The sequence below is a fragment of the Isoptericola sp. NPDC060257 genome, assembly GCF_042726645.1.
GTDB classification, from domain to species: domain Bacteria; phylum Actinomycetota; class Actinomycetes; order Actinomycetales; family Cellulomonadaceae; genus Isoptericola; species Isoptericola nanjingensis.
In genome coordinates, this window is record NZ_JBHXAW010000005.1 from 1 (window position 1) to 17084 (window position 17084).

At 74.9% G+C, this 17084-nt stretch carries 13 protein-coding genes and 1 pseudogene; 10 read left to right on the forward strand and 4 right to left on the reverse strand.

What is annotated here, in order from left to right:
- Nucleotides 1-54: 54 nt before the first annotated feature.
- A pseudogene (locus ACFWEK_RS00870) lies at nt 55-384 on the reverse strand (aminoacyl-tRNA deacylase); the annotation flags it as partial.
- The gene (locus ACFWEK_RS00875) at nt 381-2696 is read right to left on the reverse strand and encodes a PASTA domain-containing protein (protein WP_430552766.1); all 2316 of its coding nucleotides are present in this window, start codon (nt 2694-2696) and stop codon (nt 381-383) included. The gene ACFWEK_RS00875 and the pseudogene ACFWEK_RS00870, both read right to left, overlap by 4 nt.
- 265 nt (nt 2697-2961) lie before the next feature.
- On the opposite strand from ACFWEK_RS00875, the gene ACFWEK_RS00880 reads away from it, so the two are divergent.
- The 3 genes from ACFWEK_RS00880 to ACFWEK_RS00890 all read left to right on the forward strand — a co-directional run bounded on the left by ACFWEK_RS00880 (nt 2962) and on the right by ACFWEK_RS00890 (nt 6146).
- Nucleotides 2962-3738: a LamB/YcsF family protein gene (locus ACFWEK_RS00880; protein WP_430547628.1), complete on the forward strand. Its 777-nt coding sequence runs from the start codon at nt 2962-2964 to the stop codon at nt 3736-3738.
- A gap of 59 nt (nt 3739-3797) precedes the next feature.
- Nucleotides 3798-5489: a carboxyltransferase domain-containing protein gene (locus ACFWEK_RS00885; protein ID WP_430552767.1), complete on the forward strand. Its 1692-nt coding sequence runs from the start codon at nt 3798-3800 to the stop codon at nt 5487-5489.
- 117 nt (nt 5490-5606) lie between these two features.
- Nucleotides 5607-6146 (forward strand): DUF4822 domain-containing protein, encoded by a 540-nt coding sequence (locus ACFWEK_RS00890; protein ID WP_430547630.1) that lies wholly within the window; start codon nt 5607-5609, stop codon nt 6144-6146.
- A gap of 22 nt (nt 6147-6168) precedes the next feature.
- On the opposite strand, the gene ACFWEK_RS00895 is transcribed toward ACFWEK_RS00890, so the two are convergent.
- Nucleotides 6169-6915, reverse strand: a complete 747-nt coding sequence (locus tag ACFWEK_RS00895; RefSeq protein WP_430547631.1) for a TetR/AcrR family transcriptional regulator — start codon at nt 6913-6915, stop codon at nt 6169-6171.
- Nucleotides 6916-7033: 118 nt separating this feature from the next.
- On the opposite strand from ACFWEK_RS00895, the gene ACFWEK_RS00900 reads away from it, so the two are divergent.
- Nucleotides 7034-8224, forward strand: a complete 1191-nt coding sequence (locus ACFWEK_RS00900) for an FAD-dependent monooxygenase (RefSeq protein WP_430552768.1) — start codon at nt 7034-7036, stop codon at nt 8222-8224.
- A gap of 9 nt (nt 8225-8233) precedes the next feature.
- Here ACFWEK_RS00900 and ACFWEK_RS00905 read toward each other — a convergent pair whose 3' ends face one another.
- On the reverse strand, nt 8234-8977 hold the full coding sequence (locus ACFWEK_RS00905) for a class I SAM-dependent methyltransferase (protein WP_430552769.1): 744 nt from the start codon (nt 8975-8977) through the stop codon (nt 8234-8236).
- Between the two features lie 307 nt (nt 8978-9284).
- On the opposite strand from ACFWEK_RS00905, the gene ACFWEK_RS00910 reads away from it, so the two are divergent.
- The 6 genes from ACFWEK_RS00910 to ACFWEK_RS00935 are packed head-to-tail and all read left to right on the forward strand — an operon-like array spanning nt 9285 to nt 17082.
- Entirely contained in the window at nt 9285-9374 is a 90-nt protein-coding gene (locus tag ACFWEK_RS00910) for a potassium-transporting ATPase subunit F (protein ID WP_429734823.1), read from the forward strand.
- Entirely contained in the window at nt 9374-11047 is a 1674-nt protein-coding gene (kdpA, locus tag ACFWEK_RS00915; RefSeq protein WP_430552770.1) for a potassium-transporting ATPase subunit KdpA, read from the forward strand. The genes ACFWEK_RS00910 and kdpA overlap by 1 nt, the downstream gene beginning before the upstream one ends.
- 3 nt (nt 11048-11050) lie before the next feature.
- A complete protein-coding gene (gene kdpB / locus ACFWEK_RS00920) occupies nt 11051-13207 on the forward strand; it encodes a potassium-transporting ATPase subunit KdpB (RefSeq protein ID WP_430552771.1) in 2157 nt (718 codons plus the stop codon).
- A gap of 58 nt (nt 13208-13265) precedes the next feature.
- Nucleotides 13266-13892 (forward strand): K(+)-transporting ATPase subunit C, encoded by a 627-nt coding sequence (gene kdpC, locus ACFWEK_RS00925; protein ID WP_430552772.1) that lies wholly within the window; start codon nt 13266-13268, stop codon nt 13890-13892.
- A gap of 2 nt (nt 13893-13894) precedes the next feature.
- On the forward strand, nt 13895-16387 hold the full coding sequence (locus tag ACFWEK_RS00930; protein ID WP_430552773.1) for an ATP-binding protein: 2493 nt from the start codon (nt 13895-13897) through the stop codon (nt 16385-16387).
- The gene (locus ACFWEK_RS00935; protein WP_430552774.1) at nt 16384-17082 is read left to right on the forward strand and encodes a response regulator; all 699 of its coding nucleotides are present in this window, start codon (nt 16384-16386) and stop codon (nt 17080-17082) included. The genes ACFWEK_RS00930 and ACFWEK_RS00935 overlap by 4 nt, the downstream gene beginning before the upstream one ends.
- The last annotated feature ends 2 nt before the right edge of the window (nt 17083-17084 follow it).

The window sequence follows — 17084 nt, forward strand, 5'->3', positions numbered from 1 at the left end:
GCCGCCGTGCAATGAGATGAGACCGTAGGGCTCCCGACCTGGTCGGGAGCCCTACGTGATGGTGCCGCGCTCGTACCCGGTGACGTCGCGCGCCACCTCCTTGTCGGGCATCGACAGCCGGGTTACCCCCAGCAGCGAGCGCAGCCGCGGCCACGCGATCGTGCGGTCGCCCGGCACCAGCACCAAGAGGAAGTCGCCGTCCCCACGGCGCACCACGATCGTCTTGACCACCTGCGCCGGCGTGACGCCGCGCGCGGCCGCGGCCTCCGCGAGCGAGCGCACCGGCCCGTGGCGCACGATGTCGAACGCCACGCCCGACGCCTCCAGCGCCTCGCGCGTCCGCCGCTCGCCGGGGGTCTCGGCGGGCGGCGCGGTGGGCGTCACTCGTCCGTGCCCGTCGCCACGACGAGGATGATCTTGCTCCCCAGCAGCGCGGGCTTGCCCGCGGCGAGGGAGGTCTCCGCGACCACGGCGTCGTCCTCGACGCCCTCCTCGGCCACGGCCACGAATCCCTGGACCTCGAGCTCCTCCCGGGCGGCGGCCACGGTCATGCCGGCGACGTCCGGGACGGGCTTCGCCTGGCCCCCGGTGATCAGGACGGTCGAGCCCTTGTCCACCTTCGCGCCGGCGTCCGTGGTCTCGACGACCAGGTCGTCGTCCTCGACGTCGCCCGACGCCTCGACCACGAACCCGAGGCCCTCGAGCTTCGCCCGCGCGTCGGCCACGGTCCACCCGGTGACGTCGGGGATCATCACCTGCTCCGGGCCGCTGGAGACGACCAGGGTCACGGACGAGTCGACGGCCACCCTGGTGCCCGAGCCGGGCTCGGTCCGGAGGGCGGTGCCGGCCGGCCGCTTCGTGCTGTGCTCCTTCACCACGGTGACGTCGAGCCCCAGGTCCCGCAGGGCCCGCTCCGCCGCACCGGCGTCCTGGCCGGCCACGGCGGGCAGCGCCACCCGCTCCGGGGTCGGCTCGGGGTCGCTCGCCGGGCCGCTCGAGACGACGAGGGTGACCCTCGTGCCCTTCGTGACCTTCGTGCCGGCGTCCCGGGTCTTCAGGACCTGCCCCTTCGGCTTGTCGCTCTCCCGCGTCGTCGTGCGGACCTCGAGCCCCAGTGCGTGCAGCTTCTTCGTCGCCGCGCCGACGGTCGAGCCCGCGAGGTCGGGGACGGTGACCTTGGCCGGCGCGGTCTTCCCGGGCTTCGCGCCGCTGTCGCCCGTGCTCGTGCCCGACGAGCCCGATCCGGTGCCGGACTTCTCGCCGGAGCTCCCCTTCGCGGGGCCGCCCGTGGCGCCCTGGTGCCCCTTCGCGTGCCCCGCGCCCTTGTCGTCACGCTTGTCGTCACGCTCCGCCGGGGCCGTCGGCCCGCCGCCGCCCGCGACGTCGTCGGCCTTCCACGCCCGGTCGGGGATGGGGCCGGCGGCGAAGAACTCGAAGTGCCACGGCTCGGGCTTCGAGCCGGTGGAGCGCGCCCAGGACGGGTTGTCCCAGCCGTAGTCCGGCCCGTGCACGCGCATCCACGCGTGCTCGGCGGACGTGAAGGTGGAGATCGGGTAGCCCAGGTCGACGGCGAGGCCCCAGCCGTGGTTCGACGTGCCCGGCGTCGCCGCCAGCCAGCCCTTGGTGGCCTTGACGCGGATCTGCAGCTCCAGCGAGCGGTACGAGTCGGTCATCGGGATGGGCACCCCGAACTCCTTCTCGTACTCCTTGCTGAGCGCGGAGAGCTGTTCCGCGGCGTCGCAGCGCAGCATGTGCCCGGGCGCGAAGTCGAGCGGGCACAGGGCCGACGCCGGGATGCGCCCGTTGGCGTACCCCGCCGTGCTCCGGCCGTAGCGGTCGACCACCTCGAGCAGGCTCGCCGTCAGCATGGCGCGCGCCGCGACCGTCCCGTCCGCACCCGCCGGCAGGATGCCCGCCTGCAGGGTCGTGGTCGCCGGGTCCAGCAGCGTCGCCAGGCGCGTGGCCGCGACGACGAGGTCGTCGAACGTCACCTCGTCGCCGTCGTGCCCGTTCTCGTCCGCGGACTGCGCGTCCGGCTGCACGGCGTCCGGCTGCACGGGATCGGGCTGCACGGGATCGGGCTGCACGGGATCGGGCTGCACGGCGCCGGGCCGCGCCCCCGTGGCCACGGGGGCGGGCTCGTCGGCGGGGTCGATCGCGACCTGGCGCGCGACGGCCACAGCCCGCGGCTCGTCGGCGGGCGCCGAGGGCGCGACGTCGGGCGTCTGCTCGTCGGGCTCGGTCACCTCGGGCTCGGTCGCCTCGGGCCCCGTCGCGGGGGCCGGGAGCACGGGCGAGGGCACCTCGGCGTCCGCGGCCGCGAAGGGGCGGTCGGACGACCTGGCGGACTGCTGCGCGAGGTACGTGCTGAGCAGCATGCCGAGCTCGGCGGCGGCCTGGTCCACCGCGGGCGTCACCTTCCGGCCGGCGTCCTGGCCGGCGAGCTCCGCGCGCTCGAGGACGCCCAGCACCTCCTGGAGCGTCGCCGGGCCGGTCGACCCCGGCGTCCCGACCACGCCCACGGAGACGCCCTCGCCCACCGGGCTGCCGGCTCCGACGTCGGGGGTGTGCTGGTCGGCGGCGAGGGTCTGGAGGCGGCCGTCGTTCCACGGGAGGCCTGCCACGGGGGCCGCGAGGAACCCCGCCGCGACCACGCACGTCGCCGTCGCCGTCGCGAGCAGCCTGCCGACACGCACGCCCCGTCCGGTGTCCCTCGGAGACCTCACGACGACGAACCTCCCCCATCGGCACTGCTCAGGCGCTCGGATCCTGCCACACCTCGGCGTCGTCGTGTGACACGGGCGACAGGACCGTCCCTTCACTGTGCGGCACGCGGCACGCTCCTGCCACCCCTGCGACGAGAGTTCACGCGACGCTCATCCGCACACCATGACCGGAGCAACCGTCGCGGCGCCCTGATACGCCCCGCCCGCCGGGGACATGGCGCGGCAGACTGGACGCATGACCACCGTCGACCTCAACAGCGACCTCGGTGAGGGGTTCGGGCGCTGGACCCTCGGCGACGACGAGGCGATGCTCGACGTCGTCTCGTCGGCGAACGTGGCGTGCGGCTTCCACGCCGGCGACCCGGCGTCGATCCGTCGCACGGTGGGCCTGGCCGCCGCCCGCGGCGTGGCCGTCGGGGCGCACGTCGGATACCGCGACCTCGCGGGCTTCGGGCGCCGCGACATCGACGTCCCGTCGGCCGAGCTGCGGGCCGACGTCGTCTACCAGGTCGGCGCGCTGCAGGCGCTGGCCGCCGCCGAGGGCACCCGAGTCACCTACGTGAAGCCGCACGGCGCCCTGTACAACCGGGCGGCCGTGGACCGGCGCGTGGCGGACGACGTCGCCGCCGCCGTCGCCGCCGTCGACCCGTCCCTCGTGCTGCTCGGGCTGCCCGGCACCCTCTCCCTCGCCGCCGCCGAGGCCGCGGGCCTGGCCACCGCGGCGGAGGCGTTCGCCGACCGCGCCTACACGCCCGCCGGCACGCTGGTGCCCCGCGGCGAGCCGGGCGCCGTCCTGCACGACCCGGACGTCGTGGCCCGGCGGATGCTGCGGCTCGTCACCGAGGGCGTGGTCGAGGCCGTCGACGGCAGCGTGGTGCGCGTGCCCGCCGACTCGGTGTGCGTGCACGGGGACACGCCCGGCGCCGTCGCGATGGCCCGGCGGGTGCGCGCGGCGTTCGACGACGCGGGCGTCGCCCTCGCCGCGTTCGCCCCGGCGTCGTCGAGGGCCTGAGCGTGGGCGGGCCCGAGCAGGTCCCGCCCGCGCGTGTCCACACCGTGCGTGTCCTGCCCGTGCGCGACGACGCCCTGCTCGTCGAGGTCGACGACGTCGCACAGGCCCTGGCGCTCCACGCGTCCCTGCGCGACGACCCCGTCGCGGGCGTCGGGCAGGCCGTGCCCGGCGCGCGCACGCTGCTGGTGCCGTTCGACCCGTGGCGGCTGCCCGCGACCCGCCTCGCGGACGGGCTGCGCGCGCGGGCGACCGCGGTCGTAGGACCGACCGGGGAGGACGCCGGCGGGCGGCTCGTCGAGATCCCCACCGTGTACGACGGCGAGGACCTGGACGACGTGGGACGCCTGCTCGCGTGCAGCACGGAGGAGGTGGTGCGGCGGCACACGGGGGCGTCGTGGGTGGTGGGCTTCGTCGGCTTCGCCCCCGGGTTCGCGTACCTGACCGGGGACGACGAGACGCTCGTCGTGCCGCGGCGCGAGTCGCCGCGCACCCGGGTGCCCGCCGGGTCCGTGGCGCTCGCCGGACCGTACTCGGGCGTCTACCCGCGCTCCAGCCCGGGCGGGTGGCAGCTCGTCGGTCGGACCGACGTCGTCACCTGGGACGCCGACCGCGACCCTCCCACCCCGTGGGCTCCCGGCGACCGGGTGCGGTTCACGGCCGTGCGCGCGTCGGCCCGCGGCGCCGGACTCGCTCACGACGGCAGTTCCGGCCCGGCGCGGCAGTCCGAGCTGCCGCCGCGAGCCGAGACTGCCGCGCCGACGACATCGGCCACAGGGCTGGAGGTGCTGGAGGTCGTGACGCCCGGGCTGCAGGCGCTCGTGCAGGACCTCGGCCGCCCGGGGCTGGCGCACCTCGGCGTGTCCGCGTCCGGCGCGGCCGACGCGCGCAGCCTGCGCGCCGCGAACCGCGCGGTGGGCAACCCGGGCGGGGCCGCCGCCGTCGAGGCCGTGGGCGGCGGTCTGCGGCTGCGCGCCCGCACCGACGCCGTCGTCGCGCTCGCCGGGGCGGACGCGGACGCCGTCGTGCACTGCGGCGGCGACCCCGACGACGCCCGCCGCGCACCCCTGGCGCGGGCGTTCCGCCTGCGCGCCGGCGACGAGCTCGCGCTGGGCGCCCCCGCCCGCGGCCGGCGCACGTACGTCGCCGTCCGCGGCGGCGTCGCCGCGCCGCCCGTCCTCGGCTCCCGCGCCACCGACACCCTCGCCCACCTCGGCCCGGACCCCCTCGCCCCGGACGCGCGCCTCTCCCTCATGGCTTCCAACAAGCGATCTGCCGCAGCAAACGGGGCGATGACGCAAGAGATCGCTTGTTGGAAGGCAGGGCGCGGAGCCGTGGCGGTGGACGACGTCGGGGCTCCGAACCCGACGGCGCTGCCCGCACCGGGCGAGGTCACGACGCTCCCCGTCGTGCTCGGCCCGCACGACGACTGGTTCGCCGACCTCGCCGCGCTGCTCGACCAGGAGTGGCGGGTGACCGACCGCTCGGACCGGGTGGGGCTGCGGCTGGACGGAGCGCCCCTGACCCGGACGGCCGACGCGCAGGGGCGCGAGCTGCCCAGCGAGGGCTGCGTGACCGGCGCGCTGCAGGTACCGCCGGACGGCCTGCCGGTGCTGTTCGGCGTCGACCACCCGCTCACCGGCGGCTACCCGGTGGTCGCGTCCGTGGCGTCGACGCACCTGTGGCTGCTCGGCCAGCTGCCGCCGGGGGCGCTGCTGCGGTTCTCGCCGGTCGCGCCTCATCCGTTCGGCTGACCTCCGGCGAGCCCGGCAGGTGATGTGGACGGCCGGTGCCCGGAACCACGATGGCTCCGACGCACCGACACGCCGGGACACGCACCGCCGTCCCGGTCACGAGAGAAGGACAGCTCCATGAAGCTCACGAAGTCGACGAAGCCCGCCACGATCGCCGTCTCGGCCCTGATCGCGCTGGGGGCGCTCACCGCCTGCAGCACGGGCGAGGCCGACGCCGCGGCCGGTTCCGGGACCGCCGCCTCGCAGGAGGCCGCGGCGGCCGACGAGACGCAGACGCCGTCCGACGTGCTCGCGTCGACCGCGTGGGAGACCACCGGCGCGACCGACGCCGAGGGCGACGACGTCCCGCTCGACGACGAGGACGTGAGCGCCTTCGTCGGCTGGGCGTACTTCGACGCCGACGGCACGTTCACCATGTACGACCTCGACGACAGCCCGAAGATGCAGGGCGACTGGACGGTCGACGAGGAGGGCACGACCCGCCACATCGTCGCGAAGGACGACGCCGGCGAGGTGCAGTTCGAGCGCGACTCGGACATCGTCACGCTGACCGACGAGGAGTTCACCTACCGCGTGTTCCCCGAGGAGGGGGACACCGACGTGTACTACGACATCGTGCACACCCCGACCGACCATGCGGAGCCCGCGGCGTCCTGACGCCGACCCGCCGCCCGCCCGGTCAGGCGCGCTCGGCGGCGAGCGCCGCGACCCCGGCGACCACGCGCGCGACGCCGAACCGCAGGGCGTCGTCGCGGCCGCCCGGCTCGGCGTCGGAGAAGGCCGCCGCGGTGAGCGGGTAGTCGTCCGCGTGCTCGGCGAGCACGGGCCCGAGCCCGGCGGCAAGGTCGCCCTCCGGCGACGCGCCGCGCGGCTGCTGGCGCACGAGCGACATCACGTGACCGACCAGGAGGGCGAGCGTGTCGAGCTTCTCCGCGCCGGTGAGCGGGAGATCCCCGAACGCCGCGAGGCCGGCCTCGAACCAGGCGAGCTCGACGGGGCCGGGCACGTGCGGCCGCTGCGCGAGCTCGACCGACCAGGGCCGCGCGAGGGCCCGCGCGTGGACGCTGCCGGCCCAGTCCGTCAGCGCGGCCCGCCAGTCCGCCCCCGTCGCCCCGGACGCCACGGACGGCGCGGGCGGCGCGGCCCCGAGCGCGGCGTCGAGCAGGAGCGCGTCCAGCTCGACGCGGCCCGGCACATAGCGGTACAGCGCCATCTTGGTGGTGCCGAGGCGCGCGGCGACGGCCTGCATCGTCACCGCGTCGAGGCCGCGGGCGTCGGCGATCTCCGTGGCCGCGGCCACGATGCCGTCGACGCTGAAGCGCGGCTTGGGCCCGCGGCGGACCGGCGTCGCGCGCCGCCACAGCAGCGCGACGACGTCGTCGGTGCTCGTCGCGCCCGCCCCGGCCCCCCGATGGTCGGCGCCCATCGCTCCCCCTGCCCCCGGCGGCTGCCGGTCTCGCGCGCCCTGAAGTATTGCGTCCATCGTACGCGGATGTTTACCGTGTCCTTCGGACGCAATTGCGTCGGTCACCGAAGGAGCGGTCATGTCCACCTCGAAGGTCCTCGTCTCCGGCGCGAGCATCGCCGGGCCCGCGCTCGCCCGCTGGCTCGGCCGCAACGGCTTCGACGTCACCGTCGTCGAGAAGGCCCCCGCGCTCCGGCCCGGCGGCCAGGCCGTCGACTTCAAGGGCCGCACGCACCGCGACGTCCTGGACCGCACGGGGATCCTCGACGACGTGCGCGCCCGCCAGACCCCGCGGACCGACTGGCGCATGGTCGACGCCCACGACCGGGTCCGCGCCGTGATCCCGGGCGAGTTCATCGGGGGCGACCTGGAGGTCCTGCGCGGCGACCTCGCCGCCGTCCTGCACGAGCACTCCGCCCGCGACGCCGAGTACGTCTTCGGCGACGAGATCGTGGGCGCGACGGAGACGACGGACGGCGTGCAGGTCGCGTTCGCGCACCGGCCGAGCGAGCGGTTCGACCTGGTGGTCGGCGCCGACGGCGTGCACTCCGCGGTGCGGCGGCTCGCGTTCGGCCCGGAGGAGCAGCTCGTGCAGCACCTCGGGCACTACTACGCGGTGGCCGACGCCGCGGTGCCGCTCGACGGACTGGAGACCCGCCGCTCCGACGGCCGCGCCGTCGCCTACGGGTACAACGAGCCCGGCCGGCTCGCGCTGCTCGGTGGGCAGAAGGCGCCGAGCCTGTTCGTCTTCCGCGCGCCGGACAGCGGTGCACCGACCTACGACCGCCACGACACCGCGTCCCAGCGGGCGTTCCTCGAGGCCGCGTTCGCCGGCGCCGGCTGGCGCGTGCCCGCCGCGCTCGATGCCGTCCGCCGGGCGGACGACCTCTACCTCGACGCCCTGGCGCGCACCCGCATGACGTCGTTCACGCGCGGCCGGTTCGCGCTGGTCGGCGACGCCGGGCACGCCAACACCCTCGGCGGCTTCGGGACGGGCCTGTCCCTCGTCGGGGCCTACGTCCTCGCCGGCGAGCTCGCGGCGGCGCGCGGCGACCACGAGGCCGCGTTCGCGGCCTACGACCGGCGGATGCGCAAGCCCACCCGGGTCGCGCGCACCGGCAACGCGGGGCCGTTCCTGGCGCCGCCGACGGACGCCCGCATCCGGATGCGGGACCGGACCTTCACCCACCGGTGGCTGTACGGATCGATGCTGTGGCTGACGGACACGTTCGCGACCGACGACAAGGTCCCGGCGTACGACCTGCGCTGAGCGTCTCGCTCAGGCCCGGCGCGCCAGCAGGCTGAACGCGTTCGGGACCCGGCCGTCCCAGGCGGCGGCGTCGATGCCGTCGGGGCGCCAGAACGGGTCGGGGTGCTCCTCCAGGTGCTCGATCTCGAACCCGGCGCACAGGCAGTCCATGACGGTCTCGGCGAGCGTGCGCTGCCGCTCCACCGCCCCGTGGCCGGGGAACGTGTCGTTGACGTGCGACGCCTCGAAGTACCCCCGGTCCGGGCGCACGCGGAGCTCGTCGGCGTCCCATGCCCAGAGCGGCACCAGCGGGTGCGCCTCGTAGACGTAGAACCGCCCGCCCGGCCGCAGCAGGCGGCGCACCTCGGCGAGGAAGGCGGGCAGGTCCGCGACCCAGATGAGCGCGCCCTTGCCGGTGTAGACGAGGTCGGCGCACGCGTCGTCGAGGCCGCTGTCGGGCAGCGTCGCGCGGGTGTACCGGCAGGGCAGGCCGAGCTCGTCGGCCCGGCGCTGCGCGCTCTCCACCGGTGCCGGGCTGTAGTCCAGGCCGTGCACGGACCGCGCTCCCAGCCGCGCCAGGGCGACGTCGTCGAGGCCGTGGCCGCTCATCGGGTGCACGACGTCGGCGCCCCGGACCAGCTCCCCGATCGCGGCGACCTCCGCGGGCAGCAGCCGGGCGGTGCGGGCCGGCTCGAGGTGCTCGTCGTACTCGTCGGTGTACTTGCGCGAGGCGACGGCCCACGCGGCCCGGGTGTCGTCGTCGACGGAGTCCATGCGGGGCAGCCTGGCACGGCCGACCGCCGTCACGCGCCGGCTTTTCCGAGGTGGCGGGGCCACGCCCGTAGGACTTCCGTCAGGGTGCGCCCCGGCGCCGTATGGATCCCGTGAGGACGGGGTTCACGGGCTTCCGGCGGGTGTTGCATCGTCGTCGGCACCCGGGAAGGGCGCCCGGCCCGACCCTCTCCGGAGGCCGGCCGTCGGATCGAAGTGGGGACGTGCTGGTGCTTGACGTCGTCTACGTGCTGGGCGTGATCGCCCTGTTCGCGCTGGTCGCCGGGATCGGGAAGGCGGTGGAGAAGCTGTGATCGTCGTCGAGCTCCTCGCCGCTGCGCTCGGCGTGGCCGCGCTGGTCTACCTCGTGGTGGCCCTCGTGAAGCCGGAGAAGTTCTGATGGGCTGGGTCGGGGCGGTCCTCGCGCTCGGGACCGTCGCGCTCGTCCTCGCGGTCGTCCACCGGTCGTTCGGCGACTACATGGCAGCCGTGTACACCACGCCCCGCGACTGGCGCGTCGAGCGGAGCCTGTACCGGCTGCTGGGCGTCGACCCGCGCTCCGGGCAGACGTGGCAGGCGTACGCGCGCGGCGTGCTGACCTTCTCGCTCGTCGGGCTGCTGCTCGTCTACGCCCTGCAGCGCACGCAGCAGTGGCTGCCGTACTCGCTGGGGCTGCCCGCCGTCGCGCCGGACCTGTCGTTCAACACGGCCGCGTCGTTCGTGGGGAACACGAACTGGCAGTCGTACTCGCCCGAGCAGACCGTCGGTTACACGGTGCAGCTCGCCGGGCTCGCGGTGCAGAACTTCGTCTCCGCGGCGGTCGGCATGGCCGTGGCCGTGGCGCTGGTGCGCGGCTTCGCGCACCGCCGCACGGGGACGATCGGCAACTTCTGGGTCGACCTGGTCCGGGGCTCCCTGCGCATCCTGCTGCCGCTCTCGGCGGTGGGCGCGGTGGTGCTGATGATCGGCGGCGTCGTGCAGAACTTCGACGGGTTCACCGACGTCACGACCGTGGCCGGGGGCGCGCAGAGCATCCCCGGCGGGCCGGTGGCGTCGCAGGAGGCCGTCAAGCTGCTCGGCACCAACGGCGGCGGGTTCTTCAACGCGAACTCGGCCCACCCGTTCGAGAACCCGACGGCGTGGACGAACGTCGTCGAGGTGCTCCTCATGCTGGCCGTCCCGTTCTCCCTTCCCCGGACGTTCGGGCGGATCGTGGGTGACCTGCGGCAGGGGTACGCGATCCTCGCGGCGATGGGCGTGATCTTCGTGGCGTCGTTCGCCGCGCTGACGGCGCTCGAGTCCGCCGGGAACGGCACCGCCCCGCAGCTCGCGGGCGGCGCCATGGAGGGCAAGGAGGCGCGGTTCGGCATCGTCGGGACCACGCTCTTCGCGACCACCAGCACGACGACGTCGACCGGCGCCGTCAACGCGATGCACGACTCGTTCACCGCGCTGGGCGGGATGGTCCCGATGCTCAACATGATGCTCGGCGAGGTCGCGCCCGGCGGCGTCGGGTCGGGCCTCTACGGCATGCTCGTCCTCGCCGTCATCGCGGTGTTCGTCGCCGGCCTGCTGGTGGGTCGCACGCCCGAGTACCTGGGCAAGAAGATCGGACCCCGCGAGATCAAGCTCGCCAGCCTCTACATCCTCGTCACCCCGACGCTCGTGCTGGCGGGCACCGCGCTCAGCTTCGCGATCCCGGCGGTGCGCGAGAGCGTCGTCTCGACGACGATCTGGAACCCGGGTGTGCACGGCATGTCCGAGGTCCTGTACGCCTTCACGTCCGCGGCCAACAACAACGGCTCCGCCTTCGCCGGCATCACGGCGAACACCCCCTGGATGAACACGGCGCTCGGCGTCGCGATCCTGCTCGGGCGCTTCGCGCCGATCGTGCTCGTGCTCGCCCTCGCCGGGTCGCTCGCCCGGCAGGACAAGGTGCCCGCCACCGCGGGGACGCTGCCCACGCACCGCCCGCAGTTCGTCGGGCTGCTCGTCGGGGTCGTCGTCGTCCTCACCGCGCTCACCTACTTCCCCGTTCTCGCGCTGGGTCCCCTGGCGGAAGGGCTCGTGTAACTCATGACCACCCTGATCGACACCCCGTCCCCCGCTCCCTCGTCACCGCAGGCCGCCCGCACGCCGGGCGGGGTCTTCACCTGGGCCCAGGTGCGGGCCGCCCTGCCGGGCGCGTTCCGCAAGCTCGACCCGCGCCAGATGTGGCGCAACCCCGTGATGTTCGTCGTGTGGGTCGGCGCCGCGCTGACCACGGTGCTCGCCGTCGTCGAGCCGTTCCTCGGCGGGCCCGTGACCTCGGGCGGCACCGTCGTCCCCGGCTCGTTCACGGCCGTGATCGCGCTGTTCCTCTGGCTCACCGTCGTGTTCGCGAACCTCGCCGAGTCGGTCGCGGAGGGCCGTGGCAGGGCCCAGGCGGACACGCTCCGCCGGACCCGCACGGCCACGGTCGCGCACCGCGTCGCCGCCTACGACGACGCGGCCGACCCGGAGGCGCTGCACGCCGCGCTCGACGACGTGTCGTCGGCCGACCTGGACCTCGGCGACGTCGTCGTGGTCGCCGCCGGCGACCTCGTGCCGGGCGACGGCGAGATCGTGCGCGGCATCGCGTCCGTGGACGAGTCCGCCATCACCGGCGAGTCCGCGCCCGTGATCCGCGAGTCGGGCGGCGACCGGTCCGCCGTCACCGGCGGCACGCGGGTGCTGTCCGACCGGATCGTCGTGCGCGTCACCTCGAAGCCCGGCGAGACGTTCGTGGACCGGATGATCGCGCTCGTCGAGGGCGCCAGCCGGCAGAAGACGCCGAACGAGATCGCGCTGAGCATCCTGCTCGCGTCGCTGTCGATCGTGTTCGTGGTCGTCGCGCTCACCCTGAACCCGATCGCGTCGTACGCGGCGAGCCCGGTGAGCGTGGCGGTGCTCGTCGCGCTGCTGGTCTGCCTCATCCCGACGACGATCGGCGCTCTGCTGTCCGCCATCGGCATCGCCGGGATGGACCGCCTCGTGCAGCGCAACGTGCTCGCGATGTCCGGCCGCGCCGTCGAGGCCGCGGGCGACGTCACGACGCTGCTCCTCGACAAGACCGGCACCATCACCTACGGCAACCGGCAGGCGAGCGAGTTCCTGCCGCTGTCCGGCGTCGACGCCCGCGACCTGGTGCGCGCCGCCGCCCTCTCGTCCCTCGCGGACCCGACGCCGGAGGGCGCGTCGATCGTCACGCTCGCCGCCCGGGCCGGGGCGGACGTGGGCGACACCGCGCACGGCGAGGTCGTGCCGTTCACGGCCCAGACCCGCATGTCGGGCCTCGACGAGCCCGACGGCACGCAGATCCGCAAGGGCGCCGGCAGCGCGGTCATGGCCTGGCTGGGCGACGGCGGCACCCCCGCCGCCCCGGTCGTCGCGGAGGTCGAGGACGCCGTCGAGAGGGTGGCCCGGTCCGGCGGCACGCCGCTGGTCGTGGCGGTCCGGGCGCCGGGCGGGGCCGGGCGTGTGCTCGGCGTCGTGCACCTCAAGGACGTCGTCAAGGAGGGCATCGCGGACCGGTTCGCGGAGCTGCGCGCCATGGGCATCCGCACCGTCATGGTCACGGGCGACAACCCGCTGACCGCCGCGGCGATCGCCGCCGAGGCCGGCGTCGACGACTACCTCGCCGAGGCCACCCCGGAGGACAAGCTGGAGCTCATCCGGCGCGAGCAGGAGGGCGGCAGCCTCGTCGCGATGACCGGGGACGGCACCAACGACGCCCCCGCCCTCGCGCAGGCCGACGTGGGCGTCGCGATGAACTCGGGCACGTCGGCCGCGAAGGAGGCCGGCAACATGGTCGACCTCGACTCCGACCCCACCAAGCTCATCGACGTCGTCCGCATCGGCAAGCAGCTGCTCATCACCCGCGGCGCGCTGACGACCTTCTCGAGCGCCAACGACGTCGCCAAGTACTTCGCGATCATCCCGGCGATGTTCATGGGCGTGTTCCCCGGCCTGGAGGCGCTCAACATCATGGGCCTGAGCTCACCGTCGTCCGCCGTGGTCTCGGCGATCGTGTTCAACGCGCTCGTCATCGTGCTGCTCATCCCGCTGTCCCTGCGCGGCGTGCGGTACCGGCCCATGGACGCGTCGAAGACCCTCGGGCGCAACCTCCTGGTCTTCGGCCTCGGCGGCATCGTCGCGCCGTTCGTCGGCATCTGGCTCATCGACCTCGTCGTCCGCCTCGTCCCCGGGTTCTAGCAGAACGGTGTTCTGAACAGCACAGTTCTGAGCAGAGCAGGAAGAAGGAAATACACCCATGAACGCCACCACCCGCAGCACCGGCCGGACCCTCGGGGTCGCGGTCCGGGCGATGATCGTCCTCACCCTGCTGCTCGGCGTCGGCTACACGGCGGTGATCACCGGCGTCGGGCAGCTCGTGCTGCCGGCGCAGGCCGACGGCTCGCTCGTGCGCGACGGCGACGGCACCGTCGTCGGGTCGGCCCTGATCGGCCAGGGCTTCACGGACGCGGAAGGAGCGCCCCTGCCGCAGTACTTCCAGCCGCGACCGTCGGCCGCGGGCGACGGCTGGGACGGTGCCGCGTCGTCCGGGTCGAACCTCGGCCCCGAGAACCCCGACCTCGTCGCCGCGATCGGGGAGCGGCGCGCGGCCGTGGCCGCGCTGGAGGGGGTGGACCCGGCGGACGTCCCGGCGGACGCCGTCACCGCGTCCGGGTCCGGGCTGGACCCGCACATCAGCCCCGAGTACGCCGAGCTCCAGGTCGCGCGGGTCGCCGCCGCCCGCGGCCTGTCCGACAAGGAGGTCTCGGACCTCGTCGCGAGGCACACTGAGGGTCGCGCCCTGGGGTACCTCGGGGAGCCCGTGGTCGACGTCCTGGAGCTCAACGGGGCCCTCGACGAGAGCACGGACGAGCTCGGGAGGTGAGCATGGGTCGCGGCAGGTTGCGCGTCCTCCTCGGCGCGGCGCCGGGCGTGGGGAAGACCTACGCCATGCTCGAGGAGGGCAAGCGGCTGCGCGACGACGGCAAGGACGTCGTGGTCGCGCTCGTGGAGACGCACGGGCGCGCCGCGACGGCCGCGATGTCCCGCGGGCTGGAGGTCGTGCCGCGCACGACCGTCGTGCACCGCGGCGTCGAGCTCACCGACCTGGACGTCGACGCCGTCCTGGCGCGGCGGCCCGAGGTCGCGCTGGTCGACGAGCTGGCGCACACCAACGCCCCCGGCCTGGCGCACGCGAAGCGGTGGGAGGACGTCGACGCCCTGCTCGACGCCGGCATCGACGTCCTCTCGACCGTCAACATCCAGCACATCGAGTCGCTCAACGACGTCGTCCAGAAGATCACCGGGGTGGCGCAGCAGGAGACGATCCCCGACGCCGTGCTGCGCGCCGCCGACCAGATCGAGGTCGTGGACCTCGCCCCCCAGGCGCTGCGCGACCGCCTCTCCTCCGGCGTCGTCTACCCGGCCGAACGCGTGGACGCGGCGCTGTCGAACTACTTCCGCCTCGGGAACCTCACCGCGCTGCGCGAGCTCGCCCTGCTGTGGCTCGCCGACGAGGTCGACGCGGCGCTGCAGCACTACCGCACCGAGCACGGGATCGACTCCACGTGGGAGGCGCGCGAGCGCGTGGTCGTGACGCTCACCGGCGGGCCCGAGGGCGAGACGCTCCTGCGCCGCGGGGCGCGGATCGCGGCGCGGTCCGCCGGCGGCGACCTGCTCGCCGTCCACGTCACCAGCCAGGACGGGCTGCGCGGTGCGACCCCGGGCGCGCTCGCCCGGCAGCGGATGCTCGTCGAGGAGCTCGGCGGCACCTACCACCAGGTGGTGGGCGACGACGTCCCGACGGCGCTCGTGGAGTTCGCGCGCGGCGTCAACGCGACGCAGCTCGTCATCGGCGTCTCCCGGCGCGGCCGCCTCGCCGCCGCGCTCAGCGGGCCCGGCATCGGCGCGACCGTGACGCGCGAGGCCGGCAACATCGACGTCCACATCGTCAACCACGCCGCCGCGGGCGGCCGCACCCGGCTGCCGCGGATGGGCGGCGCCCTGTCGGCGAAGCGCCGCGTGGCGGGCTTCCTGCTCGCCGTGCTGGGCGGGCCGCTGCTGACGTGGGGGCTCGTGTCGGTCCGCAGCGAGGAGTCGATCGTCTCCGACGTGCTGTCGTACCAGCTGCTGGTCGTCGTGGTAGCGCTGGTGGGCGGCGCGGGGCCCGCCGTGTACGCGGCGATACTGTCCGGGGTCACGCTCGACTACTTCTTCGTCGAGCCGATCCACACCATCACCGTGGGCGAGCCGCTGCACGTCGTCGCGCTCGTCCTGTACGTCGTCACGGCCGTGCTCGTGAGCGTCGTCGTGGACCGCGCCGCCCGCACCACGCGCGCGGCCCACCGGGCCGCCGCCGAGTCGGAGGTGCTGGCCACGGTCGCCGGCAGCGTGCTGCGCGGGCAGGACGCCGTCCAGGCGCTGGTGAGCCGGGCGCGGGAGGCGTTCGGCCTCACCGGGGCCCGCCTCGTCGCCGGCGGCACGGTGCTGGCCGCGGACGGCGAGCACGACCCGGCGGGCTCGCGCACGACGATCGACGTCGGCGACCGCGCCGTCCTCGAGCTCTCCGGCGGCGACCTCGCGGCCTCCGAGCGCCGCCTCCTGCACGTCATCGCGGTCCAGCTGCAGGCCGCGCTGGAGCGCAGCGACCTGGCCGAGGTGGCGAGCGAGGTGGACCAGCTCGCCGAGTCCGACCGCGTGCGCAGCGCCCTGCTGTCCGCGCTCAGCCACGACCTGCGCCGCCCGCTGAGCTCCGCCGCCGCCGCCGTGAGCGGGCTGCGCTCCGCCCGCGGCGCGCTGAGCGAGGCGGACCGGGACGAGCTGCTCGTGACGGCCGACGAGAGCCTCACCGCGCTGGCCACCCTGATCACCGACCTGCTCGACGTGAGCCGCCTGGAGGCGGGTGTCCTCGCCGTCTCGACCGCGCCCGTCGAGACCGCCGACGTCGTGCTGCCCGCGCTCGACGAGCTCGGCGTCGGCCCCGGCGAGGTGGAGCTGGACCTCGACCTCACGGCGCCGAGCGTCGTCGCCGACTCCGTGCTGCTGCAGCGCGTGCTGGTGAACCTGCTGGCCAACGCGCTGCGGCACTCGCCGGCGGGGCGGCGGGTGCGGGTCTCGACCAGCACGTTCGCCGGCACGGTCGAGATCCGGGTGGTCGACCACGGCCCCGGCATCCCCGCCGACCGGCGCGAGGACGTGTTCGTGCCCTTCCAGCGACTCGGCGACACCGACAACACGACCGGCCTGGGGCTCGGCCTCGCGCTGTCCAAGGGGTTCGTCGAAGGCATGGGCGGCACGCTCACCCCCGAGGACACCCCCGGCGGCGGCCTCACGATGGTCGTCGCGCTCCCCGCCGACCGACCGGAGACCACCGCGCCATGAAGATCCTCATCGCCGACGACGACCCGCAGATCCTGCGCGCCCTGCGGATCACGCTCACCGCGCAGGGGTACGAGATCGTCACGGCGACCACCGGGACGCAGGCGATCGCCCGCGCCATCGACCACCGGCCCGACGTGTTCATGATCGACCTGGGCATGCCGGAGCTGGAGGGCATCGACGTCATCCACGCCGTGCGCGGCTGGTCGGACGCGCCGATCCTCGTGGTGTCGGGTCGCACCGGCGCGGCCGACAAGGTCGAGGCCCTCGACGCCGGCGCGGACGACTACGTGACGAAGCCGTTCTCCATCGAGGAGCTGCTGGCTCGGATCCGCGCCCTCACCCGCCGCGTCGCGCACGGGGACTCCGACCCCGTGGTGCGGTTCGGCGACGTCACGGTGGACCTCTCCGCGCACAGCGTCACGCGCGCCCGCGGCGGCCAGACGGAGCACGTGCGCCTCACGCCCACCGAGTGGCAGATGCTCGAGCGGCTGGTGCGCAACCCCGGCAAGCTCGTCACCCGCCAGACGCTCCTCACCGAGATCTGGGGGTCGGAGCACGTGACCGACACCGGGTACCTGCGGCTGTACGTGGCGCAGCTGCGCAAGAAGCTCGAGCCCGACCCGGCCGTCCCGCGCTACCTCGTCACCGAGTCCGGCATGGGCTACCGCTTCGACCCGGACGGTGGGGAGTCGTGAGG

Bases quoted from the DNA above. Each gene is read 5' to 3' on its own strand.
- ACFWEK_RS00880 (WP_430547628.1), top strand. From the start codon at position 2,962: ATGACCACCGTCGACCTCAACAGCGACCTCGGTGAGGGGTTCGGGCGC.
- ACFWEK_RS00890 (WP_430547630.1), top strand. From the start codon at position 5,607: ATGAAGCTCACGAAGTCGACGAAGCCCGCCACGATCGCCGTCTCGGCC.
- ACFWEK_RS00895 (WP_430547631.1), bottom strand. From the start codon at position 6,915: ATGGGCGCCGACCATCGGGGGGCCGGGGCGGGCGCGACGAGCACCGAC.
- ACFWEK_RS00900 (WP_430552768.1), top strand. From the start codon at position 7,034: ATGTCCACCTCGAAGGTCCTCGTCTCCGGCGCGAGCATCGCCGGGCCC.
- ACFWEK_RS00905 (WP_430552769.1), bottom strand. From the start codon at position 8,977: ATGGACTCCGTCGACGACGACACCCGGGCCGCGTGGGCCGTCGCCTCG.
- kdpA (WP_430552770.1), top strand. From the start codon at position 9,374: ATGGGCTGGGTCGGGGCGGTCCTCGCGCTCGGGACCGTCGCGCTCGTC.
- kdpB (WP_430552771.1), top strand. From the start codon at position 11,051: ATGACCACCCTGATCGACACCCCGTCCCCCGCTCCCTCGTCACCGCAG.
- kdpC (WP_430552772.1), top strand. From the start codon at position 13,266: ATGAACGCCACCACCCGCAGCACCGGCCGGACCCTCGGGGTCGCGGTC.
- ACFWEK_RS00930 (WP_430552773.1), top strand. From the start codon at position 13,895: ATGGGTCGCGGCAGGTTGCGCGTCCTCCTCGGCGCGGCGCCGGGCGTG.
- ACFWEK_RS00935 (WP_430552774.1), top strand. From the start codon at position 16,384: ATGAAGATCCTCATCGCCGACGACGACCCGCAGATCCTGCGCGCCCTG.